Here is a 21,338-nt window from a genome sequence, read left to right as displayed (position 1 = left end):
CACGGGCTCGGCCCGCCGCACCTCCTCCACTGGGTCCGGGGCGAGTCCGCTCGCCTCGGGGTCCCGATGGGCTCCCCCCCCTTAGCGATGGACCGGCTCATCGAAGTGCTGAGCTACCGGCTGGCCTGCCTCGTCTCGGCCGCGGCAAGCCGGGCGAACGCCGGCTTGAAAGAGCCAAGGGAGACAGTCCGGGCGGAGGAATCCCGGATCGAGTGAGGGGATCGTGCGTTCGAAGTTCTCGGGGAGGGACAGGATCGCCCGGCGGAACGCTCCCCAGGCGAGGTGGCAATCCTCGGCCGCGCGGAGGACATCGGTAATCGCCCCGCCGGAGAGCAGTACCCTCCAACAGTTGGCCGTGCCGTACCTCACGGCCGCCTGCCACAGCGCGTCCTCTTCCCCGGCGAACAGCATGGTCGGGCACAGGCCCACCGAGTTTAGTTCGTCCGCCAACTCTAAAAGCACCACCGCCTTGTCCGCCAAAATCTGTTGAGCAATCCCCAGGTGGGATTCGGTTCGGAGGAGTGCCCGAAGTCCGAGGACGGAGAGGAGGAAATCGGAGTAAGCCCGGACCCACTTTGTCCGGACGGCCGGAGTCGGCGCGTCCGGCGTGAGAATGTCGCGCATGGTAATTTACTCGGTCGGAAGGAGGGTGGAGTTTCTTTCCGACAATCGAATTGCGGCGGAGAAATCGGACAGCGAATGGTGATTTTTTCCCCGGCCTACCGCGTGGCCGCGGTCGGAGCCACCCGCCCGGTCGTCCCGAGTCGGGTGGCACGCCCCCCTCGAATCACGTAGTCGTCCCCGATCGAGACGCCACCCCACCCCGAGAACGTGATCTTCGGAGCGACGTGAACCACCATGCCCGATGTCAGAATTGGCCCGGCCGCCGCCGTGATGGAAGGCCCTTCGACCGGTTCCAGCCCCACCCCGTGGCCGAGCGCCGGCGAAAGGGCGTTCGCGAAGCCCGCCTTTCGCGCGACCTCCAGGCAGGCCCCGTAGACTTCGGCGACGGACACGCCGTCTCGCAGGCTGGCGGCCGCCGCGTCGTGGGCGTCGCACACGGCTTTGAAAACCGCGTCGAAGTTCCGGCCGACCCGTTCCCCCTTGCTCGTGCGTGTCGTCGGGGCGGGGAACGGCGACCGCATCGAGCGGACGAGCCGGCTGTGATACGTCCCCGCCGCGGTCACGTCGAACGTGAGCTTGCTCACTTCCCCAACGAGGGGGCTCGGGTCCGCCGCCTCGAAGCCGGTTCCAACGCCGAGCCGAACCGGTCGGCGGTTGGCCAAGCGGCCGCCCGCCCGCCAAGCGAGGGCATGTGCGGCCGCTTCCAGTCCGTCTTCCGTGTCGGCCGGGGCGAGCATCACCGTCGACATTAGCCAGACGCGGGCCGCCACGTCCGCGGCGTGGCGAATGGATTCCACCTCAGACAGGTCTTTCGTCGCCCGTACCCCCTCCACGACGCTGTCGCAGGGGTGCAGTTTCGCCCGCGGGAGCCTCTCGGCGAGAGCCGCGGTCTGTTGGAGGTTCAGATGATGGCCCTCGACGCCGAGGGTTTTGACCCCCTGCAGGGCGAGGAGTTTCGCGAGCGATTCCACGGCCGCTTCGTCGCTCGCGGCGGACTGGACTTCGACCGAGGGAATGATGGCGGTTTGAGAACAGTCTTCATTGGGCAGGATTAAGATTGTCTTCTTCGGTGTCGCGAGCAGGTACGCGGCCTCGAATCGGCCGGCGGTCAGATAGAAGACGTTCTGTGGCTTCGTGACCAAGAGGGCGTCGCAGGACTGACTGCCCAACGCCTGCGCAAGGAATCTCAACCGCGCATCATGGAAGCTCAATCGTCACCTCGCAGCAGAATGAATAGATGGTCGGGCATTCAAAGGAGAGGATGGTTCTCGAATACCCAGAATGGTTCATTGCTTTATATCTATTGGTCTTCCCCAAGAAAAATGGAGCCGGGGTTAACGGCTGTCGGGAGTTGTGCGGGCGCTCGCACTCGGCCTGGGCGAAATACCCCCACGGGGAGTGTCGGCGGACCCGGTTGTAGAACGCCACGACGTACTCGAAGATGCTCGCCTTGACCAGCTCCTGCGTGGCGTACCGCTCGTCGTGCGCCGGTTCCCGCATCCGTGTGGCGAAGGGGCTTTCGACCGAGAAGTTGTCCCTACCCTGGGACAACGCCATAGCCGCGGCCCGGGAGTGGCCCGCTGCCAACAGGCGGTCCAGAGTCGCTCGCGCTTCCGGGGGGCGTGCCGTCGCGTAGTTGATTTTCGACCACCTCGACGATGGCGCGGCGTATCTCCGGACTGTGTGGCTGTCGTGCCATGATCCCTCTACCGCCCGATCAAAATCACCGGCGCCGCGGCACTCCGTGGCCTTGTCACATCCCGAACCAATGCATGCCGCCGGGGCCGGCGCCGCGCCGGGATTCGGCGGGCCGTTGCTACCCGCGGCCAACCGCTACCTCTTGGTGGGCCGGGGAACGTACACGGACGCGATGTTCTCCGGCCCGAATTCCACCTCAGTCGTGCTGGCGGCCAAGTGTGTCCGCTCGGCTGGCGTCTCCACAACGGCTGTGTACCGCACCCGCGGCCGGCGGCCGCGGCGGGCGGTGATCCGTACCTTGACCGTGTCCCGCTTGCCCACGGCCTTCGGTCCGTACACATACAGGTCGACCGCCTGACCGACCGGCATCGACTCTCGCTCCTTGCGTTCAGGAATCTTGAATTGCGGGTGGTAGTGGTCCGCCAAGTGTTCCGCGTTCTGGATTCGAGGCTCCGGCATCTGCACGGCCTTCTCCGGGATGTCCGCGAACGGTCCCCGGGTTGGGAATCGCGCCGACGTGAACCCGCGTGGTGTCAGCCCGAAGTGGTTCGCGGCATCCGGGTTCGCCCTGGCAGCGATCAGCAGCGCGACCATCGCCTTGCTGTTCAGCCGCTCGCCGTTGCCCGTGCCGAGGTCACTCGCGGCCGTCATGAGCGGCGTCTCGCCCGTGCGGAAATACCGCACCTCGGTGGCCGCCCCAGCCAGGAGCAACTCCTCGATACCCTCCAACCACCCCGACGAGACGGCCAGGTGCAGAGCGGTCATCCCGTACTCGTCCTGGTCGTCGAGGAATCCGGCCGTCAGCCCGCGACGCAACTCGCCCAGGTCGTGCCGCGCAGACCAACCGCCGCAGTTGTCGAACCAGTCACGCCGGGGATCGGGTTTACGCTTCGCCACCCGGACGCCCTCCGCCTTCTCTCGCCGAAAGAATCCATGCAAGCCGTGGCGTAGTGTGACTCGGACGCCCGTTCTCGTGGAGGCTTGCGGATGAACACCATTCTGGCCATCGACCTGAGCAAATACAACTCGGTTTCCTGCCACTACGACCCGGCCACCAAAGCGACCCGGTTCCGCACCTTCCGCACGACGCCGGACGAACTGCGGAAGGTGCTCGGCCGTGAGCCGGTCGCCGTGGTCGTGATCGAGGCGTGCTCCGGGGCCGGGTGGGTGACCGACGTGTGCCAGTCGTTGGGCCTGGCCGTCGCCGTGGCCAACACGGCCGGAGAGGCGTGGAAGTGGCAGAACGTCAAGCGGAAGACGGACCGCGACGACACCCTCAAGCTGGCCCGGCTGGCGGCGATGGGCGAGTTGCCGACGGTGCCCATGCTGCCCAAGGCGATCCGCGAGTGGAAGTCGCTCAGAGGCCTCCGCAAGCGGCTGCTCGGCGAGCGGGTGCGGGCGCAGAACCGCGTCCGGGCCCTCCCCGTGGCGCAGGGGTTGACCGCCCCGCCGGGGCGAGGGCGTGGACGGCGGTCGGCCTGCAGGGGCTGGACGCGCTGGCGAAGCCGCTGGCGGAATGCCCGGCCGGGGAGTTGTGGCGGGGCGAACTGTCACCGCTGCTCGAACGGTATCGGTTCCTGGTCGAACAACTCGCCGCCATCGAGGCGAAGCTCGACGCGATCGGCCGGGCCGACCCGAGGGTGGTCCTATTGGAAACGGTCCCCGGCATCGGCCCGCGGACGGCCGAGGTCATCGCCTGCCACCTGGGCGACGCGAAACGCTTCCGCACGGCCGACGAGGTGAGTGCGTACGCCGGCATGGTGCCCCGGCCGTACCAGAGCGGACAGACGGACCGCCGCGGCCGGTGTACCAAGCGAGGGCCGAAGTTGCTCCGGTCGGCGATGGTGGAGGCGGCCTAGTGCAGCCTGCGGTACAACCCGTGGGCGAAAGCCACGTGGGCTCGGCTGGCCGCGGAGAACGGCGTCGGCCGGAAGAAGGCGGCGGTGGCCGTCGGCCGGAAGTTGCTCGTCCGGTGTTGGGGCGTGTTGAAGAGCGGGCGGGCGTGGCAGGAACCACCGCCGACGTGTGACGCGGTCGGAGTTCGCTGAGGGACCATCGGGGTCAACGCGGAGCTGGGTCGACGGGGCAGGCGCTCAGGTGCCCACCGCCGTGTCCGAATGAAGGCGTGGCCCCGACCATTTGCATGTGATCCGTGCGGCCCGGCGACTCAGCCGGTGACCGCGAATAGTCGAGTGAATCCCCGACGACCGCGAACCCACGACCGAAACAGGAGCGGGAAAATTCCGATGGTCTGATCCTTGACCTACACGGCTTCATAGTCGACCCCGCTCACCGGCTCGGCCCTACTCAGCGACTCATGACTTACCAGAACCAATTCATGCCGCGGGGTCCGTGTGCAGCGCCTCACATGTTACCATGCCGGGGTCGTTTAGGCGATAGCCCGGCGGTCGGACCAACCGCAGGCAGCGCGTGAGGCTCCGACTTCGTGAACCAGGTGGCGGACCGGCCGCCGGCGTTCCTCGACCTCGGACGCTACCCCGCGGGCGACTCGTTCCGAGTCCGACCCCGCATCCGTGAGCCAGAGGGGAGGGACGCCGTGGGCACCACTTCCACCACTTCTGCCGTCGGCATCGACGTGTCCAAGGACACCCTCGACTGCTGCCTACTCGCCCCCGACGGCACCCCCCGCGAGCGGGCCTTCCCCAACGCGGGGGCCGGGTTCGCCGCCCTCGCCGCCTGGGCCGACCGGCACGCCGGCGGCCGCCCGTTGCACTTCGGCATGGAAGCCACCGGCCCGTACTCGGCCGCGGTCGCCGCCCACCTGCACGCCGCCGGCCGGACCGTCAGCGTGGTCAACCCGACCCGCATCCGGCACGCCGGCCTGATGCGCGGCCGGGGCAACAAGACGGACAAGGCCGACGCCCGGCTGATCGCCGCGTACACAGCCCGCGAGGCACCCCCCCCCGGCGTGGCAGCCGTCCCCGCCCGACGTGCAGGCATTACAGGCCCTGACGCAGCGGGCGGACGAGTTGACCGAGCTGGCCGCCCGCGAGAAGGGGCGGCTGGCCTCGCCCGCCCTGGCCGGGGCCGCACGGAAGTCGGTCGCGCGGACCGTCCGCTTCTTGGAGCGGGAGGCCGGGAAGGTGCGGGCGGCCGCCGACGCGGCGGTGGCGGCGAGCGAGCGGCTGGCCGACGGCCGGCGGCTGCTGGAATCCATCCCCGGCGTCGGCCGGCCGACGGCGACCACCGTCCTGGCCGAGTTGCCGGCCGTCGACCGGCTGCCGTCCGCCCAGTCGGCGGCCGCGTACTGCGGGCTGGCCCCGCGGGAGTTCAAGAGCGGCACCAGCGTGCGGAAGCGGACCCGGCTGAGCAAGGCCGGCAACGCCCGCATCCGCAAGGCCCTATTCCTGCCGACGCAGACGGCGGTCCGGTTCAATCCCATCCTTCGTAGATTCTTCGAAAGCCTCACGGCCGCCGACCGCCCTGGCGGCCCGAAGCCGAAGATGCAGGCCATCGGGGCGTGCATGCGGAAGCTGGTGATGCTCTGCTACGGGGTGTTGAGGAACCGCACCCCGTTCGACCCCAACCGAGGATCAAAAATCGCCACTTGACAACACGCTACCTGGTTCGGCGTGCCTTTGCTACCCGCCGGGCGGCTCTGGCCCCTCGTCCGGCGACAACGCCATGACCGCCTGCTGCTCTGGGCTGAGGAAGTCGTGGATGCACCCGTCGAGGTCCTCGTCCTCGGCGACTGCGCCCGCCATGTCGGCCCCGGCGAAGTCGCAGCCCTCGAACGACGACCGTCGGAGGTCCGCGCCCCGCAGCACCGCCCCGGCGAACCGGCACCCCCGGAAGTGGGACGCCCGCATGTCGCACCCGGACAGGTCGGCCCCGCTGAAGTCGCACCCGTCGAAGTCGTTCCAGCACATGCACGACTCGGACAGGTCGGTGCCGGCGAAGCTGGTGCGGACCAGCCACGACCGGCTGAACAGGGTGCGGGGCATGGTCAGGTGACTGCGGTCGTCGTCCTCCAGCCCAGATCGAAAGTAGCTGAACCCGAGCGGCTCCTCGTCGTAGACGGTGGGCATCCGGTCGCGGATCAGCGGTCGGCCGTCAGGGTGGCGGGGCACGTCCGCGTGCTGCGACTCAAGGAGCCTCCAAGTGTCTTCCAGCGACCTCCGCATCCGCAGCCCTCTGTGGCCGAACGATCATGCTCACCAGCCCGGCCGCGCTCAGCGACCTACACCACTGAGAAGCGATTCATGCTACCGGTGCCGGTGCCGCGCCGGGTTCGGCGTACTTTGCCGCCCACTAGCGGATCGCGTCCAGGAACGACGCCAGCTTCGGCTCCGGTCCGGGACCGAGGTTGCAGTTTGCGCCTTCGGGCAGGACGCACCGTAGTGTCGTCCCGCCGCCTATCGGGGCCTGCCCCAGAATGAAGTATTGCGCGCTGCCTGCCTGGCGAAGGATGGCCGAGAAGTGCGGGGCGAGGACGAGCTTGGTGCAGCCACCGCCGACCATCTGCTCGATCGACACTTCGGACATATCGACCGGCGGCGGGGTCGGGTATTCCAGCGCGAAGTACTCGCGGCCGTCGCCGAGTTGCCCGTGGTGCCAGCGGAACCGCTTGGCGTCCTCGGCGTCCGGCTCGACCTTCCGCATCTGAGCGGCCATGACGTAGAAGAACGGGTCGGCCGCCGTGGGGGTGTTCAGGCACAGTTCGGCGAGCTTGGCCAGGTCATTGAAGGCGTAGTGCGGCAGCACGAAGTACGCCACGTCGTAGCAAAGTTGCGGCAGTGGAACGGCCGGCTTTGGTTTGCGGAACCGGTCGAACAGTCCCATCCGCCCCTCCACCTCCGCGGCCGAACGACCGAGTTCACCGGCCCGGCCGCAATCAGAAGCCGATGAACGTCCAGAACCAATTCATGCGGCCGGTGTCTGCTGCAGCGGGTTCGGCGTGCCTTTACGACCCGCCGATCAGCAGCCGCCGGCCCAACTCCGGGCTGACCGGGTACACCCGTTCCGGGGGGAGCAGCCGCTTAGCCTTATCCGCCTGCCCGGACTGCAGGAAGTCATACATCTTTCGGACGCGGGGCGTGATGTCCTCGATGCCGGCCACCCACTCGTCCACGTACTCACGGATGACGTGCCGACTCAGCCCGACCTGGATGCTGTGGTACGGCAGGCCGGCCCCGCGCAGCGAACGCTCCGGATCCCATTGCAGGTGCACCCGTGCGGCGGCGAACTGCTCGGCCCACTCATCCGGGTTGGCGAACGCCCCCGGCTCGAACGAAGTCAGGCAGGCCAGCGACAACGCCCGTTCCCACCCCGCCCGCTTGACCCGCACACACAGCACCCGCTCTTGGGCACTTTTCAGCCCCCAGTTGCTACGGTGCATGAGCCACAGGAACGACGGCTTGATCCAGGTCATGCGGTGGAACGAGAACGGCGGAATGAACCGGCCGGCCTCCAAGGCCGCGTTGGCGATGGCCGGGGAGTACGCCTGGTAGATGGCGATGGTGTCCCGGTCGTAGTCGGCCCGTATCTCGTGTTCTGCTGCCACCGCCAGAAGCCCTCTCTTGCCGAACAGGGAATTAGGCCGACTCGGAGTTGTTCTCATCCGTCCGGGTCGCCGACCTTTCGCCGCGCGACCGTGGGCGCCAGGCTAACCGCCGTCCCGGCGCGGGTCAACCACCAACTCGTGAAACGTCCGCTCCAGGCCCGGCCGGCTACAGACAGTCGGCCGGGCTCGCCACGCCGCGGCCGCCCTTGTTCAACACGTGGACATCGATCCTCGTCGTCTCCACGCTCGTGTGCCCCAGCAACTCCTGCACCGTCCGCACGGTCGTCCAGGTTCCACGCCGGCGACACGTAACCGTGCATAGTGTCCCGCAGTTGCGCGAACTCGTCGAACGCCCGGATCCGTTTGCCGTCCGCCGCGTCCCACACGCTGACCTGCTTGTCGGAGGCGATGGTGGCGATCCGCCGGCCGTCAGGTGAGCACGCGGGATTGCTCGTCTTGGCGGCCGGATGCACGAGGACGTATAATCGCCGGCCGTGCGGACGGACCAGACGGCGATCTGCTCTTCACGGCAGCCGAGCATCCGGTCGCCGCTCGGGTCCGACCGCCAGCCGCGCCAGTCCCGCCCGACCCGGGGGATGGTCGCCGACCCCTCGTCGATGCCCGACCGGGTGGACTTGTAGGCCCTGACGAACGACCTCGTGGATCGCGGCGAAGAAGACATCTACGCGAAAGTCGAGCGGGCCGTGGACCGGGCGGTATTGGCGTTGCGGCGGGCCGGCGGCAACCAGGTGCCAGCCCGCCAACTCCTCGGCATCTCCCGCACGACGTTGCGGGCCAAGCTCCAGGCCATCGAAAAGCAAGTCCGCCAAGACGGATAGGAGGGGCAACCGACGCTCGGAAGTCGCAATCGATTCTTCCGTCCGGAGCCTGACGGAGTTGAGGTGCGGCCGCCTCGATCGGTTAGCGGTACGGGCCGGAATTCACCCGCACGGCATGACGTACCACCCGGCCACAAACCTGGCTTTTTCTGTCGAGCGCATTGACCGACCCTCCGCGGTGTGGTCAACTAGTCTCGACGGCCGCCCGACGACCCGTCACCCGCCCGAGTCACTCCCCGAACGGTCATGCCCGACGTCCACGCACTTGATCCGGCTCGCGCCCGCCGGCCATTCCCAACCACGGGCGACCTCAAGGACCGTCACCCGGCTCGGCAAGGCCGGCCCCACCCCGGCGTCTTCCGACCGAAAGCAAGGGAACGATTGAGATGCGAGCGCCTGTGAACTGCCGGGGTCCGGTCGGATTGACCCGGCGGAACATGCTCCAGATCGGGGCCATCGGCGCCCTGGACCTGACGCTGCCGCGGCTGTTGGCGGCCGGCGAACGGGCGTCGCCCGGCGGCGCGGCCGGGGCGGACTCTTGCATCCTCGTGTTCCTCAACGGCGGGCCGAGCCACCTCGACACGTGGGACATGAAGCCGGACCTGCCGAAGGAGATGCGGAGCGAGTTCCGGCCGGTCGCCACCTCGGTGCCCGGCGTCCAGGTCTGCGAGCACCTGCCGCGGCTGTCCCGGCTGACGTCCCACTGCACGCTCGTGCGGTCCGTCCACCACGACCAGGTGGCGCACGCGCCGGCCGTCTACACCGCCCTCACCGGGGTCAGCAGCAACGTCCGCGCGGGCATCGTCGGCGCGAAGCCGACCGACCACCCGGCGATCGGCTCGGTCGTCGGCCACCACCGCCCGCCCGCGGCTAACGTCGTGCCGTATGCACTTTTGCCGCACCTGACGGCCGAGGGTGCCGGCGGGCCGCCGCAGCCCGGCTTCCTCGGCGGGTGGCTCGGGAAGACGCACGACCCGTTCCTCGTGCTCAAGGGCGGACCGGACCCGGACGGGTTCGACTTGCCGGCGCTGACGCCCGGCGCGGGGGTGACCGCGGCGCGGGTGCGGGACCGGGCTCAGTTGCTGGCGGGCGTGAACCGGGCGGACGCCGTCCGGGCCGCCCCGGCGGACGACCTGGAACGCCTTCAGGCGCGGGCCTGCGACCTGCTCGCATCGCCGGCGGCCCAGCGGGCCTTTCGGATCGACCGGGAGTCGCCGAAGGTCCGCGACGCCTACGGCCGGAACATCTACGGCCAGAGCCTGCTCCTCGCCCGCCGCCTCGTTGAAGCCGGAACCCGCCTCGCGTGCGTGTCCTGGGCGCCGGACGCGAACGCCACCTGGGACACGCACGGGGACAACTTCGGCAAGCTCAAGAACCAGTTGTTGCCGCCGTTCGACCTCGGCTTCTCGGCGCTGCTCTCGGACCTAACCGACCGCGGCCTACTGGACCGGACGCTGGTGGTGGTCATGGGCGAGATCGGCCGCACGCCCAAGATCAACGGCGGCGGGGGCCGCGACCACTGGGAGTTCTGTTACTCCGTGCTGTTCGCCGGCGGCGGGACGAAAGGCGGGTTCGTGTACGGGGCCAGCGACAAGCGGGGCGCGTACCCGAGCGAGTGCCCGGTCACTGCGGCGGACGTCGTCGCCACGATCTACCACGCGATGGGCATCGACCCGGCCCTGGAACTCCGCGACCGGCTCGGCCGGCCGATCCCGCTGGTCCCGCAGGGCACGCCGATCCGCGGCGTCTTCGCCTGACGCCCGCCAGCTTCTTCGCCGGCCCGGACGGCCTGTGGCCGCCAAGAACCTGGACGGCGACCGCCGGGCCGACCTCGTCACGTCCGTGCCGGAGTCACGCCGGCGGAGAGTCGACCTCAGCCGGTTCCACGGACTGATGACGGGCGACTATGTGGGGTGCCCGGCTGGGACGAACCGGCACGCCGCGCGCAGTTCGGGGTCGCGGGCGAACGGGTCGATCTCTCCGCCGAGGACGAGGGGTTGCCGGGGAACCGGACGTCGGGCTTGGGCCCGGCCGGGTCGTAGACGAGGACCTCGGTCGCCCCGTCCGGGCGGACCCACCGGCCCGGCGGTCGGTCGGGGGTGGCCTCGAGGACGAACACGACGCCCGGCCACGCCGGCGGCGGGACCAGCCGCACCCGTGCCGCCTCGAGCTTCCTCACCCGGCGTAGTCGCGCCGACATCCGGTCTCCCTTTCACACGTCGAACTCGGGCCCGAGGATGATCTCGTGCGACCCGTCCGGGGGCAAGGTCGGCGGGCGGCGTCGTAGTAGATCTCACGGGCGATCCCGCCCCACGCGATCCGCATGCCGGCCGGGTGTCGCTTCGACCAGGAAGACCGTCCACGGGACGGCGTCGGGTTGGGAAGCCCGCACTTTCGCGACCAGCCGATTCAACCGCCCGCGGATTTGCATCACGTCGCCCCTCGATGGTCGCCGATGTGAACTTCCAGGGCGGCGGTCGGGGCCTCCAGCAGTACGACGACCTCGCAAACCTTTCGGCCCAGTTCCAGCACGGGCCGGAGGCCCCAACCGCGTCAATTGTGGAGTGGTAGAGTGGTTACGCAAACTTGGAATCATCAAGCACTGCCGTGGGCGGTAATGCCGGAATTGGTATCCGCCCCCAGTTCCTCCGGTGGAACCGAAGGGTAGACAACGCCCGGGAGGTCAGACATCAGGTGTGTTCGTCGCACTCTAGTTGTCCGCGATCTGGCAGCGGACACATCGACCTACCGACGGTGTCACAGGGCGAGGACTGCTCGCACCTTGCGGCCGAATGTTTCGGGGGTGAACGGCTTGGCTAGGAAGTTTACCTCGCCGAGCGCGACGCCGTTCTGAATGACGGTGTCGTTCGTGTAGCCGGACATGTACAGCACCTTTACACCTGGGCGGAGTTCACCTAACCGTTCCGCCACATGGCGGCCGCCCGCCCCCGGCATGACTACGTCGGTTACGACCAGGTCGATTGGGGCCGTCTGGGACCGCGCGAGCATGACGGCCTCCAACCCGCCGGCTGCCTCCAGGATCGTGAAGCCGAGTCGCTTCAGTAGCAACCGCGTCATGGCCCGGACCAGCCCGTCGTCCTCGACCAACAGAACTGTCAAACCCGTCCCCACGGTGTCAGTCGGGGTGGGCGAGGCGGGCCCCGTTCTCTTGCCGAAGTACCGGGTCGCCTGCTCGTGGCGAGTCATTGTTTCATCCCCTCGTCGCATCTGCTCATACCGATCTGTCCCCAAGTACTCATCGACGAATACCTCGTCGCCGCGAGGGTGGTCGGGTGGGTGAGGATGTATTGCTCTTGCTCTCGCAGCCATACTTCTTGAATGACGAGACGGGAGGCCGCGTCCGGGCACGCTTCGACCCGGCCGTCGTGGTCGGAAACTTGTACCCCAGCCCAAAGGCCAAGGCGGGCACGGACGATGACGCCGAGGCAATAATCGAAGCGGCCGAGGTCGGTGAACGGGCTATCTCGGAGGGCAGTCCGGTGTATCGGTTCGAGGACGGCGGAAACCGCATCGGCGGCGGTCGCGAGAGTCACGGGGCGGACTCGCCACTGTTGGAAGCGGTCGAATATTCTCGAATTCTTCTGCGTGGGCATGGGCGAACTCCCGCAGGCAGTGTGGGCACGAACAACGCTACGACGCGAGGGCGGAACGGGCAAACGAACGTAAGGCGGGCAGTTGTAAATTAGGGGTTCGCCTGACAGGGACGGCTCGGCGGTTCAATCCGACGGTGACTTTCCACGTTCTGCGCCATTTGATGTCCTAGGCTTGAGCGTCGTCAACACGATTTCACCACCTCACGCGGTATCACGGCTTCGCGGCCGGACGGTACGCAAATCAGTCGTTATGCCAAACGTGTCCATCCGCTCACAGGCCACCCGAGTGGCGATGACCTACCTTGCTTTCGGCCTTTTGTGGGTGTGGTTGTCCGACCGGCTCGTGCTCGGGGTCGAGGTCCAAGCCCGAACCGGGTTCTGGGTCGCCGTCGCGAAGGGGACCACATTCGTCCTGATCTCGGCCGGTCTCGGATACTGGCTCGTCCGCCGGTCCGGGCGGGACGTCGCGCGAACGGACGCCCTCCTTCAGGCGGTGGCCGGCAGTACCTCGGACGCCGTGTTCGTGAAAAATCTTGACGGTTGTTACCTCCTGTTCAACGAGGCCGCCGCCCGGTTCGTCGGCCGGCCCGTCACCGAGGTACTCGGACGTGATGATCGTGATCTTTTCGACCCGCAGAGTGCCAGCCGGGTCATGGAGCGAGACCGGCGGATCATGAACGCCGGGGTGGCGGAAATTGGCGAGGAGGAACTCACGGCCGCCGGCGTCACGCGAATCTACCAGGCGATGAAGGCCCCCTACCGCGACGCCGACGGAAACGTCATCGGACTCGTCGGTATCTCTCGGGACGTGACCGATCGGGTGGCGACCGAACGGCGATTAAAGGAAACGCAGGACCGCTTGCTCGAGGCCCAGCGACTCGCCCGCCTTGGGAGTTGGGCGTGGGCGCCGGCCACGGGGGCGTTGTGGTGGTCCGACGCCTTGTACGAACTTATGGGCGTCGGCCGAACGGTGTTCAGCCCTTCGGCCGACGCTTACCGGGAACTCGTCCACCCCGCGGACCGGGAGATCGTAACCCGACGCATCGAATCCTTGCTCGCCGGGGCGGAATCTGTCTGCGACGAAATCCGCATCGTCCGGCCGGACGGACAGACGGTCTGGGTTCAAACGCAGGCGCGGACGACTCGCGACGCGAACGGCTGCGTCTTGGTCGACGGAATCGATCAGGACATCACGGCCCGCAAGAAGGCGGAGGAGGAGTTGTTCGCCTCGCGAGAAACGCTGCGGGCGGTCCTCGACGGCATTCCCCAGCGAGTATTCTGGAAAGCCGCCGATTTGAAGTACCTGGGGTGCAACCGGCCGTTCGCCGAGGACATGGGGTACGCGAACGCGACCGAGGTCGTAGGCAAGGACGACTACCAGGGCGCGTGGGCGTCGGTCGCGGACAGTTATCGAGCGGACGACCGGCGGGTGATCGACACCGGAGAGGCTCGGCTCGACTACGAAGAAGAATTGATCGGATCCGGGGGCGCCCGCTCGTGGGTGCGGACGAGCAAGCAGCCGCTGCGCGGGCTCGACGGCCGTGTGGTCGGGGTTCTCGGCACCTATGAGGACGTCAGCGCCCGGAAGCAAGCCGAGCACGTCGTCCGGGCGAGCGAGGCCCGACAGACGTACCTGCTGCACCTGAGCGACGCCCTTCGGCCGGTGGCCGACCCTGAGGGTGTCCTGGGCGTCGCGTGCCGCACGCTCGGCGAACGGTTGGGGGTCGACCGGGCGTACTATTGCCAGGTGGACGAGGCGGCCGGGCGGATCCGCATCGATCAAGACTTCGTCCGGCCGGACGTGTCGAGTTTGGCCGGCGAATACCGGTTAGCCGACTTCGGCTGGGTCGGCCCGGTGTTCCGCGGAGGCCAGCCGGCGGCCGTCGCCGACGTGGCCACCGCCGCCCAAATCCCGGAAGCCGACCGACCGGCTCTCGTCGCCCTCAGGATCGGGGCGTTCGTCGCCGTGCCGCTCGTCAAGGGCAACAGCGTCGTCGCCCTCTTGTGCGTCACCGACATGTCCCCTCGCGCGTGGACGCCGGCCGAGGTCGAATTGGTGTGGGAGACCGCCGAGCGGACGTGGGCGGCCGTCGAACAAGCGCGGGCAGCTACCAACATCCGGGCCAGTGAGGCCCGCTTCCGCACCCTGATCGAGTTTCTCCCCGACGCCATTTACCTCAACATCGGTGGCCGGGTCGCGTTCTGCAACCCGGCCTGCGTCCGCCTGTTCGGGGCCGACGACCAATCACAACTATTGGGCAAAACGCCCTTCGAGCTACTCTCGCCCAAGTACCACGACCTGATCCGGCAACGGATTGCGATCTTGCAGGCGACAAAGCAACCGGTGCCGGGGGTCGAGGAGGAAGTCGTCCGGCTGGACGGGCGAACGGTGCCCGTGTTCGTCACCGCCCTGCCGATCACTGACGACGGGGACGAGGCCCTGCTCGTCGTCTTGCACGACCTGACCGAACAGAAGCGGCTGGCGATGCAACTCCGCCACCAAGAGCTCTTACTCCGGGAGGCGAGCGAACTGGCGCACGTCGGCGGGTGGGGGTTCGACCCGATCACCGGCGAGGCCGACTGGACGGCCGAGGTGGCCCGCATTCACGACCTCGACACGGTTGCCCCCGGGGTCGGCCCGGGGATCGACTTCTACGTTCCCGAAGACCGGCCCCAGCTTGACGCGGCGCTGCGGGCCGCCATCGAGTTGGGCATCCCCTACGACCTCGAACTCCAAATTATCTCAGCCCGAGGCGTGCGGAAGTGGGTCCGCACAATTTGTCGCCCGATCGTCGATCATCAGAAGGTCGTTCGCGTGCGGGGAAGCCTCCAGGAGATCACGGAGCGGAAGCGGATCGAGGCCGAGATTCGCCAATTGAACGCCGACCTTGAACAACGGGTTCGGGACCGGACGGCGGAACTGGAAGCGTCCAACCGCGAACTCGAGTCATTCTCGTACTCGGTGTCCCACGACCTGCGGGCGCCCCTGCGGGCCATCAACGGGTTCACTCAGATCGTGCTCGACGAGTACGCCCCGCAACTGCCCGCCGAAGCCCGCGAGTACCTGGACGACGTGCGGGCGAACGCCCGCCGGATGGGCACCCTCGTGGACGACCTGCTCGCCTTCTCCCGCCTCGGCCGGCAGCCGGTCAAGCGGCAGCCGGTGGACGTGAAGCAGATGGTTGAATCGTGCCTCCGCGAGGTCGTACTGTCAACGGACGGGCGGGCCACCGAGGCGTGCGTCGGCGACCTGCCGGCGTGCGAGGCCGATCCCGCCCTGCTACGGCAGGTTTGGCTCAACCTCCTGTCGAACGCCGTGAAGTACAGCGGTCGAAAGAACTCGGCCGTCATCGAAGTCGGGGCCGCGTGCGACCCGTTTGGGGTCACCTACTACGTTCGCGACAACGGCGTCGGGTTCGACATGGCCTACGCCCACAAGTTGTTCGGCGTGTTCCAGCGGTTGCACCGGGCCGAGGACTACGAGGGCACCGGGATCGGCCTGGCCCTCGTTCAGCGGATCGTTCACCGCCACGGCGGCCGGATTTGGGCCGAGGCCGTGCCGGACGTCGGGGCAACGTTCTCTTTCACACTGGGGAATGCCCCGCGGACACCATTGCCCGAGGCCCCGAACGGCGAAGGCGGAGTATGTTGACACCGGCTCTCGAAGTGCTGCTCGCCGAGGACAACCCGAGCGACCTGAAGCTCGCCTTGCACGCCTTCCGAAAGTACCACGTGGCCAACACTGTTCACGTGGTCCGGGACGGGGCAGAGGTGCTCGAATTCCTCTTCCGAACGGGTCGGTACGCCGATCGGCCGGCCGGCGTGCCGAACTTGGTCTTGCTGGACCTCAAACTCCCGCTCGTGGACGGCACGGAAGTCATTCGCCGGCTGAAGGGCGACGCGCGAACGCGGTCCATACCGCTCGTCGTCATGACTTCTTCCCGCGAGGACAAGGACTTGGCGGCTTGCTACGCCCTGGGGGTGAACAGTTACATCGTCAAACCTGTGGACTTCGAACAGTTCGGGGAGGTTGTTCGCCACCTCGGGTTCTACTGGCTCCTCATCAACCAACCCCCGCCCGGGTGACGGCATGACCAACACGCCTTTACGCCTCCTGCTCGTCGAAGACAACCCGGCCGACGCCCGGCTCGTGCAGCACGAACTGAAGAAGGCCGGGTACGCCCTCCAGGTTCGCCACGTGGACGACGAGGCGGCCTTTACCGCCGCCCTCGTGGAACGCCACGACGTCGTCCTGTGCGACTGGAACCTGCCGCAGTTCGACGCCGTGCGGGCGTTGGACTTGGCGATGGCCCACGACCCGGACTTGCCGTTCGTCATCGTGTCCGGCTCGGTCGGGGAGGAACCGGCCGTGCGGGCCATCAAGCGGGGGGCGACCGACTACTTGCTGAAGGACCGGCTCGGCCGCCTGGGGGCGGCCGTCAAGCAGGCCCTCCTCCAGCGGGACCTCCGCGCGGCCGAGCGACGGGCGGCGGAACTCTTGTCGCGGGACGCCCAAATCCTGACCAGTGTCCGCGACTCCGTCGTCGTGACTGACCTCGACGGCGTCGTGACCTACTGGAACGAGGGGGCGACCCGCCTCTTCGGGTGGACGGCCGCGGAGATGGTCGGCCGCCGGTACGCCGACCGCTTTTCGGAACCCATCCGCACGGAGATCAACGAGGAGATCCGCCTCCGCGCGGCCGGTCACGAGTGGTCCGGGGAATACCAGGACTACCGCAAGGACGGGTCGCGGGTGTGGATTCACGCCCGCGTCGGGCCGATCACCGACGCGACCGGGCAGCCGCGCGGCATCATGGGCCTGGCCTACGACCTGACCGACCGCAAGCGGGCGGAAGAGGCGCTCGCCGCCGTCATGCGGAGCGTGACCGACGCTATCGTGACGTTCGACGAAGACGGGTCCATCCGGTCCACGAACCCGGCGGCCGACCGACTCTTCGGCCGCCGGCCCGGCGACCTGCTGGGCCGGGACATCGGGGTACTCATTTCGCAGCGGGACCGGACCGGGAGCCGGCACTTCTTCGCGGAGTACGCACGCGCGGGGGGCGCCCGAGAGGTAAACGGCATTCGCGACGACGGCGGTCAATTCCCGGCCGAGCTCTCGGTCAGCGAGTTTCAGATCGAGGGGAAGACGTTTTACACCGGGGTGGTGCGAGACACCACCGAGCGGAAGCGGCTCGAGGAGCAGTTCCGCCAGGCTCAGAAAATGGAGGCCGTCGGCCGGTTGGCCGGCGGGGTCGCCCACGACTTCAACAACCTGCTCACCGTCATCAACGGCTACTGCGACATCATCCTGCCGGAAGTGCCACCGGAATCGCCCGACCACGACGCCCTCACCGCCATCCGGGACGCCGGTGAGCGAGCCGCGGCATTGACGTCTCAACTGCTGGCATTCAGCCGGAAGGCGATCGTCGCGCCCCAGGTCCTGGACCTCAACGAAGTCGTCGGCCTGTCCGAGAAACTCCTCCGCCGGTTGATCGGCGAGGACATCACTTTGACATCCGTACTGACTCCGAACGCCTGCCGGATCAAGGCCGACCCGGTCCAACTGGACCAGGTCATCATGAACCTGGCCGTCAACGCCCGCGACGCCATGCCCACCGGCGGCCGGCTCACGATCGAAACGAAACTCGTCCAGGTCCGCGATAGTGACCCGTTGGTTTCGGCCGGCCTTCGCCCCGGCCGGTGCGTGGAGTTGGCCGTGCGGGACACCGGCTGCGGCATGTCGCCGGAAGTGTTGTCCAAACTGTTCGAACCGTTCTTTACGACGAAGGGACTTGGCAAGGGGACGGGCCTGGGCTTGGCGGTCGTCCACGGCATCGTCAAGCAGGCCGACGGCCACGTCTCGGTCATGAGTAGCGTCGGCGGCGGGACGACGTTCCATGTCCTCTTCCCGGAAGTCCTCCCGGCCGTTCACGAGGGGGATGGGCTGCCCAAGTCGGGTATTCGCCGGGGGACGGAAACGGTCCTGCTCGTGGAAGACGAAACGGCCGTCCGGAACCTCTGCCGAATCGCGTTGGAATCTCAGGGCTATAACGTTGTGGCCGCGGCGAACGGTCGCGAAGCGATCAAAGCGGCCGCCGGGCTGAGTCGGCCGCCCGAGATTTTGGTCACCGACGTGGTCATGCCGGACATGAGCGGCCGCGTCCTGGCCGACGCGCTTCGAGCCGACCTCCCGGGCCTGAAGGTGCTGTACGTGAGCGGGTACACGGACGACGCAGTCGTCCGACACGGTGTGCGGGAGGCCACGGATGCGTTCCTGCAGAAGCCGTTCTCCCCGCTCGGCTTGACGCGGAAGGTGCGCACCGTCTTAGATGTGCCCCTGTGAACCTATCGCTCTCGCGGAACTGACTGTCGACTTTGAGATCGGGATGACGCCGGAAAGAATGGTATTTCAGCCTTGCCCAGGGAACTTGTTTGCCGTGGGCGATTAACGCCATGGTGACGGTGTTGTCCTCGCCGCCGTCCCGCAGGGTGAACCGGCAGCTTTCTTCGGCTTTATTGAACAGCCCCTCGTAAATGTGCTTCCGCGTCGTCAGGTGTCCCGCTTCGCCGACCCGAGTGGCTTAGCCAGCCAATCACTCACGCCGGGACGAACTGCCTCCCCCGCACGAGGTCGGGGTCGCGGGCGAACGGGTCGATCTCCCCGCCGAGGACGAGGGGGTTGCCCGGGAACCGGAAATCCGGCTTGGGCCCGGCCGGGTCGTAGACGAGGACTTCGGTCGCCCCGTCCGGGCGGACCCACCGGCCCGGCGGCCGGTCGGGGGTGGCCTCGAGGACGAACACGACGCCCGGCCACGCCGGGGGGCGGGTTCTCCCGCCGGACCGCCGCCTCGAGCTTCCTCACCCGCCGCAGCCGCGCCGACATCCGGGACCTCTTTCACACGTCAAAGGCGGGTTTCACACGTCGAACGCGGGGCCGAGGATGAGTTTGTGCGGCCCGCCTGGGGGCGACAACGGAAGCCCCGTCGTCGCCAATTTTATCAGCCCGCTGCTCGCCTATTCGGTCCTCATCCGTCCCGCTCACGGGGCCTGCCCACTTGCAAAGCGGTGGCGACTGTCATAGACTCCGCGACGCCCGACCCTGACGCCCTCAGATAGACCGACTCACCGGACGCTTTCGTCGAACCGAACCCGCTGGGGGGCACGCGTCCCGGCCGAGCGGATCCCCTACCGCCCGATCGTTCCTTCCCTCGACCAACCAACTCCCTAAGCTCCATGGTCACCTCTTCGGCACCTCCGTCAGGCAGGTGCCGGCCCGCTCTCGAGGTGCCTCGCCCGGGGCGACGCCGGGCGGCGTCCCCCGCCACGCCCGCCCGGACCGCGCTTGCCGAAACCCTTCGTCGAACATCGCCCGCAGCTCCGGGGGGTTGAACTCCGTACTCTCGGCCGGGGCCGGGAAGTCGTCGGCTATCGCAGTCATCTGGAAGTCCATCCCGTTGAGTTGCGCGAGCGTGTAGATCCGCTGGAGGTCGCCCCGCGTCTGGGCGAAGATGATGTCCGAGAGGCTGCGGCCGGCAATGGCCAGCGCGCGGGGTCGGAGCGGGGCCGGGTCGGCGTAGAGTTTGCCGGCCACCACGCACCACACCCGCGTGCCGGCGGCCGGCCGGTCCGGCGGCCACGGGGGGCGGAAGAAGATGCCCTGCGTCACGCCGCCGTCGCCGTGCTTTTCCGCGAGCACCCGACCGTCGATGCTGACCGGGATCCGAACGGGCGGGAAGAAGCCCGGGATCGCGGCCGACGCGGCGAGGACGTCGCAGATCAGTGCCCGGTCGTCCGGGCGGCCGCGGCACGCAATGCCGCCGACGTCCCAGACGATGAACCGCCGGCCTTCCAGTTCCGTCGTGCCGACGTACAGCCGTCGGCCCTCCCGGTGGGCGGCGGCGATGTCCGCGACGAATCCCCACGTCACCATCCCGTCGATCGTCCGGCGGAGGGGTGCGTCGTCGGCCAGGGCCTCGCTGAATAGACCCCGCACGGGCCGCTTGACATAAACGTCGCGGGTCCGCGTCTCGGTGTAGAAGTGGCGGATGGCCCCGTCGTACCGAGGGCCCAGGAACGCGAACGGGGCGATTAAGGCCCCGGTGCTAATGCCGGTGACCACGTCGAACGCCGGCCGCCGGCCGGACTGCGTCCAGCCGCACAGGACGCCCGCCGCGTACGCGCCGTACGACCCGCCGCCCGACAGGCACAGGACGTGGCGGGCGTCCTGTGCGGCCGCCCCCGCCCGCTCCCGGGCGGCGTCGCCGGCCTCGCGGGCGGGCGTGCTCGCGTCGAGGGTCGTCAGCGCCGCGTCGGCCAAGGGTTGCGCGACCGGGTCAACGACATCTCGGGTGTTCAAGCCGACGTCCGTGGGCGACGCCGCCCGGGCGAGCGGACCTCGGGACGTGTGGCATCCGGCCACCGCGGACAGGAGTGTCACACCGATAATTGCGACGGATGGGGGCATGCTGCGATGTTAGTGGGTGGCGGTTGCCGATTCTCCCCTCCAAAACGCGGGCGCCGCAAAGTTGAGGAAATCCGAAAACAATCTCGTCGCGAGCCAACGATTCTGCGGGTGGCGATGATTTTGGCCCTTCGGTAACTTGGCAGATCCGATCCTGAGAATCGGGATGGGAATTTCAACCCCAATCGTCCTCACACGTCGAACGCGGGGCCGAGGATGAGTTTGTGCGGCCCGCCCGGGGGTAACGCGGGCGGGCCGTGGGCCGGGTCGTAGGTGACCTCCCGGGCGATCCCGCCCCACACGACCTGCACGCCGACCGGCCGGTCGGCCGTCGCCTCGACCAGGAAGAGTGTGAGCGGCCCGGCGTCTCGATTCCCCGCCCGCACCCGCTTCGCCAATCGGTTGACCCGCCTTCACAAGCGGAGATCGCGTCGCCTTGTGGGATGGACGTGGGTTTTGCCCGTATCCCTGCAAGACGCTGGAGAACGGATCGATGGGCGACCGAAATCGCTCTGACTGAGAGGCCCGCTTTTGACCAACGCAGCCGGCTTTGATACCATACGTTTTTATTGATT

General features: G+C 68.0%; 20 protein-coding genes and 4 pseudogenes. 9 read left to right on the top strand and 15 right to left on the bottom strand.

Translation table 11 applies throughout. The annotated features are described in order from the left end of the window. Positions 1–81: 81 nt before the first annotated feature. The 4 genes and pseudogenes from PX52LOC_RS38165 to PX52LOC_RS38155 form a co-directional block, all read right to left on the bottom strand. Positions 82–624: a hypothetical protein gene (locus tag PX52LOC_RS38165; RefSeq protein ID WP_149114999.1), complete on the bottom strand. Its 543-nt coding sequence runs from the start codon at positions 622–624 to the stop codon at positions 82–84. A 95-nt stretch (positions 625–719) separates the two neighbouring features. After that, positions 720–1,835, bottom strand: coding sequence for a M24 family metallopeptidase (locus PX52LOC_RS38160; RefSeq protein ID WP_149114998.1), 1,116 nt, complete (start codon positions 1,833–1,835; stop codon positions 720–722). Between the two features lie 139 nt (positions 1,836–1,974). Then, a pseudogene (locus tag PX52LOC_RS44480) lies at positions 1,975–2,160 on the bottom strand (IS3 family transposase); the annotation flags it as partial. A 297-nt stretch (positions 2,161–2,457) separates the two neighbouring features. Continuing rightward, on the bottom strand, positions 2,458–3,219 hold the full coding sequence (locus tag PX52LOC_RS38155) for an ankyrin repeat domain-containing protein (protein ID WP_149114997.1): 762 nt from the start codon (positions 3,217–3,219) through the stop codon (positions 2,458–2,460). 90 nt (positions 3,220–3,309) lie between these two features. Between PX52LOC_RS38155 and PX52LOC_RS44345 the strand changes: the two are divergent. Both PX52LOC_RS44345 and PX52LOC_RS43160 read left to right on the top strand, forming a co-directional pair. After that, a pseudogene (locus PX52LOC_RS44345) lies at positions 3,310–3,684 on the top strand (IS110 family transposase); the annotation flags it as partial. 170 nt (positions 3,685–3,854) lie between these two features. Beyond that, the gene (locus tag PX52LOC_RS43160; protein ID WP_246173594.1) at positions 3,855–4,181 is read left to right on the top strand and encodes a transposase; all 327 of its coding nucleotides are present in this window, start codon (positions 3,855–3,857) and stop codon (positions 4,179–4,181) included. Here PX52LOC_RS43160 and PX52LOC_RS38145 read toward each other — a convergent pair. Beyond that, the gene (locus PX52LOC_RS38145) at positions 4,178–4,378 is read right to left on the bottom strand and encodes a hypothetical protein (RefSeq protein ID WP_149114995.1); all 201 of its coding nucleotides are present in this window, start codon (positions 4,376–4,378) and stop codon (positions 4,178–4,180) included. The genes PX52LOC_RS43160 and PX52LOC_RS38145 overlap by 4 nt on opposite strands. Positions 4,379–4,768: 390 nt before the next feature. On the opposite strand from PX52LOC_RS38145, the pseudogene PX52LOC_RS44340 reads away from it, so the two are divergent. Beyond that, positions 4,769–5,170 (top strand): annotated as a pseudogene (locus PX52LOC_RS44340) (IS110 family transposase); the annotation flags it as partial. Positions 5,171–5,273: 103 nt separating this feature from the next. Beyond that, positions 5,274–5,894, top strand: a complete 621-nt coding sequence (locus tag PX52LOC_RS38135) for a transposase (protein ID WP_168219470.1) — start codon at positions 5,274–5,276, stop codon at positions 5,892–5,894. 30 nt (positions 5,895–5,924) lie between these two features. Here PX52LOC_RS38135 and PX52LOC_RS38130 read toward each other — a convergent pair whose 3' ends face one another. The 4 genes and pseudogenes from PX52LOC_RS38130 to PX52LOC_RS43150 all read right to left on the bottom strand — a co-directional run. Then, a complete protein-coding gene (locus PX52LOC_RS38130) occupies positions 5,925–6,413 on the bottom strand; it encodes a pentapeptide repeat-containing protein (protein ID WP_168219469.1) in 489 nt (162 codons plus the stop codon). Between the two features lie 181 nt (positions 6,414–6,594). Further along, positions 6,595–7,125, bottom strand: coding sequence for a hypothetical protein (locus tag PX52LOC_RS38125; protein ID WP_149114991.1), 531 nt, complete (start codon positions 7,123–7,125; stop codon positions 6,595–6,597). A gap of 121 nt (positions 7,126–7,246) precedes the next feature. Continuing rightward, a complete protein-coding gene (locus PX52LOC_RS38120) occupies positions 7,247–7,846 on the bottom strand; it encodes a DUF4291 domain-containing protein (protein ID WP_149114990.1) in 600 nt (199 codons plus the stop codon). A gap of 166 nt (positions 7,847–8,012) precedes the next feature. Beyond that, positions 8,013–8,126 (bottom strand): annotated as a pseudogene (locus tag PX52LOC_RS43150) (integron integrase); the annotation flags it as partial. Positions 8,127–8,505: 379 nt separating this feature from the next. Between PX52LOC_RS43150 and PX52LOC_RS38110 the strand changes: the two are divergent. Both PX52LOC_RS38110 and PX52LOC_RS38105 read left to right on the top strand, forming a co-directional pair. Continuing rightward, a complete protein-coding gene (locus PX52LOC_RS38110; protein ID WP_246173592.1) occupies positions 8,506–8,685 on the top strand; it encodes a helix-turn-helix domain-containing protein in 180 nt (59 codons plus the stop codon). A gap of 386 nt (positions 8,686–9,071) precedes the next feature. Then, complete coding sequence (locus PX52LOC_RS38105) at positions 9,072–10,442, top strand: DUF1501 domain-containing protein (RefSeq protein ID WP_246173591.1); 1,371 nt, start codon at positions 9,072–9,074, stop codon at positions 10,440–10,442. 536 nt (positions 10,443–10,978) lie between these two features. Here PX52LOC_RS38105 and PX52LOC_RS41475 read toward each other — a convergent pair. From PX52LOC_RS41475 to PX52LOC_RS41470, 3 genes are all read right to left on the bottom strand, one after another. After that, complete coding sequence (locus tag PX52LOC_RS41475; protein WP_168219468.1) at positions 10,979–11,119, bottom strand: hypothetical protein; 141 nt, start codon at positions 11,117–11,119, stop codon at positions 10,979–10,981. 323 nt (positions 11,120–11,442) lie between these two features. Continuing rightward, complete coding sequence (locus PX52LOC_RS38100; RefSeq protein WP_168219467.1) at positions 11,443–11,892, bottom strand: response regulator; 450 nt, start codon at positions 11,890–11,892, stop codon at positions 11,443–11,445. Continuing rightward, the gene (locus PX52LOC_RS41470; RefSeq protein ID WP_168219466.1) at positions 11,889–12,299 is read right to left on the bottom strand and encodes a hypothetical protein; all 411 of its coding nucleotides are present in this window, start codon (positions 12,297–12,299) and stop codon (positions 11,889–11,891) included. The genes PX52LOC_RS38100 and PX52LOC_RS41470 overlap by 4 nt, the downstream gene beginning before the upstream one ends. Before the next feature lie 292 nt (positions 12,300–12,591). Here PX52LOC_RS41470 and PX52LOC_RS38095 point away from each other — a divergent pair, with 292 nt between their 5' ends. Genes PX52LOC_RS38095 through PX52LOC_RS38085 form a run of 3 tightly spaced genes read left to right on the top strand, consistent with a single transcriptional unit; the run spans position 12,592 to position 18,645 of the window. Continuing rightward, positions 12,592–15,951, top strand: a complete 3,360-nt coding sequence (locus PX52LOC_RS38095) for a PAS domain S-box protein (RefSeq protein WP_168219465.1) — start codon at positions 12,592–12,594, stop codon at positions 15,949–15,951. Continuing rightward, positions 15,945–16,385 (top strand): response regulator, encoded by a 441-nt coding sequence (locus PX52LOC_RS38090; RefSeq protein ID WP_149114986.1) that lies wholly within the window; start codon positions 15,945–15,947, stop codon positions 16,383–16,385. Before PX52LOC_RS38095 ends, PX52LOC_RS38090 begins: the two co-directional genes overlap by 7 nt. 4 nt (positions 16,386–16,389) lie before the next feature. Next, positions 16,390–18,645 carry a PAS domain S-box protein gene (locus PX52LOC_RS38085; RefSeq protein ID WP_149114985.1) on the top strand — a complete coding sequence of 752 codons (2,256 nt, stop codon included), beginning with the start codon at positions 16,390–16,392 and terminating at the stop codon, positions 18,643–18,645. Between the two features lie 254 nt (positions 18,646–18,899). Here the strand turns inward: PX52LOC_RS38085 and PX52LOC_RS38080 are convergent, their stop codons facing one another. The 3 genes from PX52LOC_RS38080 to PX52LOC_RS38070 all read right to left on the bottom strand — a co-directional run bounded on the left by PX52LOC_RS38080 (position 18,900) and on the right by PX52LOC_RS38070 (position 21,161). Continuing rightward, the gene (locus tag PX52LOC_RS38080; RefSeq protein WP_149114984.1) at positions 18,900–19,103 is read right to left on the bottom strand and encodes a hypothetical protein; all 204 of its coding nucleotides are present in this window, start codon (positions 19,101–19,103) and stop codon (positions 18,900–18,902) included. Positions 19,104–19,539: 436 nt separating this feature from the next. After that, positions 19,540–20,766 (bottom strand): patatin-like phospholipase family protein, encoded by a 1,227-nt coding sequence (locus PX52LOC_RS38075; protein ID WP_149114983.1) that lies wholly within the window; start codon positions 20,764–20,766, stop codon positions 19,540–19,542. A 188-nt stretch (positions 20,767–20,954) separates the two neighbouring features. Beyond that, complete coding sequence (locus tag PX52LOC_RS38070; RefSeq protein WP_149114982.1) at positions 20,955–21,161, bottom strand: hypothetical protein; 207 nt, start codon at positions 21,159–21,161, stop codon at positions 20,955–20,957. Positions 21,162–21,338: the final 177 nt, after the last annotated feature.

Origin of the sequence: Limnoglobus roseus, from assembly GCF_008254045.1 — a bacterium.
In the GTDB taxonomy this organism is placed as follows: Bacteria; Planctomycetota; Planctomycetia; order Gemmatales; family Gemmataceae; genus Limnoglobus; species Limnoglobus roseus.
Note: the sequence above shows the minus strand (reverse complement) of the source record. Positions and strands in the feature narration are given on the sequence as shown.

What these genes read in the sequence shown, in the direction of transcription:
- PX52LOC_RS38165 (WP_149114999.1), bottom strand. Translation starts at nt 624, where the DNA reads ATGCGCGACATTCTCACGCCGGACGCGCCGACTCCGGCCGTCCGGACA.
- PX52LOC_RS38145 (WP_149114995.1), bottom strand. Translation starts at nt 4,378, where the DNA reads ATGGTCCCTCAGCGAACTCCGACCGCGTCACACGTCGGCGGTGGTTCC.
- PX52LOC_RS38125 (WP_149114991.1), bottom strand. Translation starts at nt 7,125, where the DNA reads ATGGGACTGTTCGACCGGTTCCGCAAACCAAAGCCGGCCGTTCCACTG.
- PX52LOC_RS38105 (WP_246173591.1), top strand. Translation starts at nt 9,072, where the DNA reads ATGCGAGCGCCTGTGAACTGCCGGGGTCCGGTCGGATTGACCCGGCGG.
- PX52LOC_RS38100 (WP_168219467.1), bottom strand. Translation starts at nt 11,892, where the DNA reads ATGACTCGCCACGAGCAGGCGACCCGGTACTTCGGCAAGAGAACGGGG.
- PX52LOC_RS41470 (WP_168219466.1), bottom strand. Translation starts at nt 12,299, where the DNA reads ATGCCCACGCAGAAGAATTCGAGAATATTCGACCGCTTCCAACAGTGG.
- PX52LOC_RS38095 (WP_168219465.1), top strand. Translation starts at nt 12,592, where the DNA reads ATGACCTACCTTGCTTTCGGCCTTTTGTGGGTGTGGTTGTCCGACCGG.
- PX52LOC_RS38090 (WP_149114986.1), top strand. Translation starts at nt 15,945, where the DNA reads ATGTTGACACCGGCTCTCGAAGTGCTGCTCGCCGAGGACAACCCGAGC.
- PX52LOC_RS38085 (WP_149114985.1), top strand. Translation starts at nt 16,390, where the DNA reads ATGACCAACACGCCTTTACGCCTCCTGCTCGTCGAAGACAACCCGGCC.
- PX52LOC_RS38075 (WP_149114983.1), bottom strand. Translation starts at nt 20,766, where the DNA reads ATGCCCCCATCCGTCGCAATTATCGGTGTGACACTCCTGTCCGCGGTG.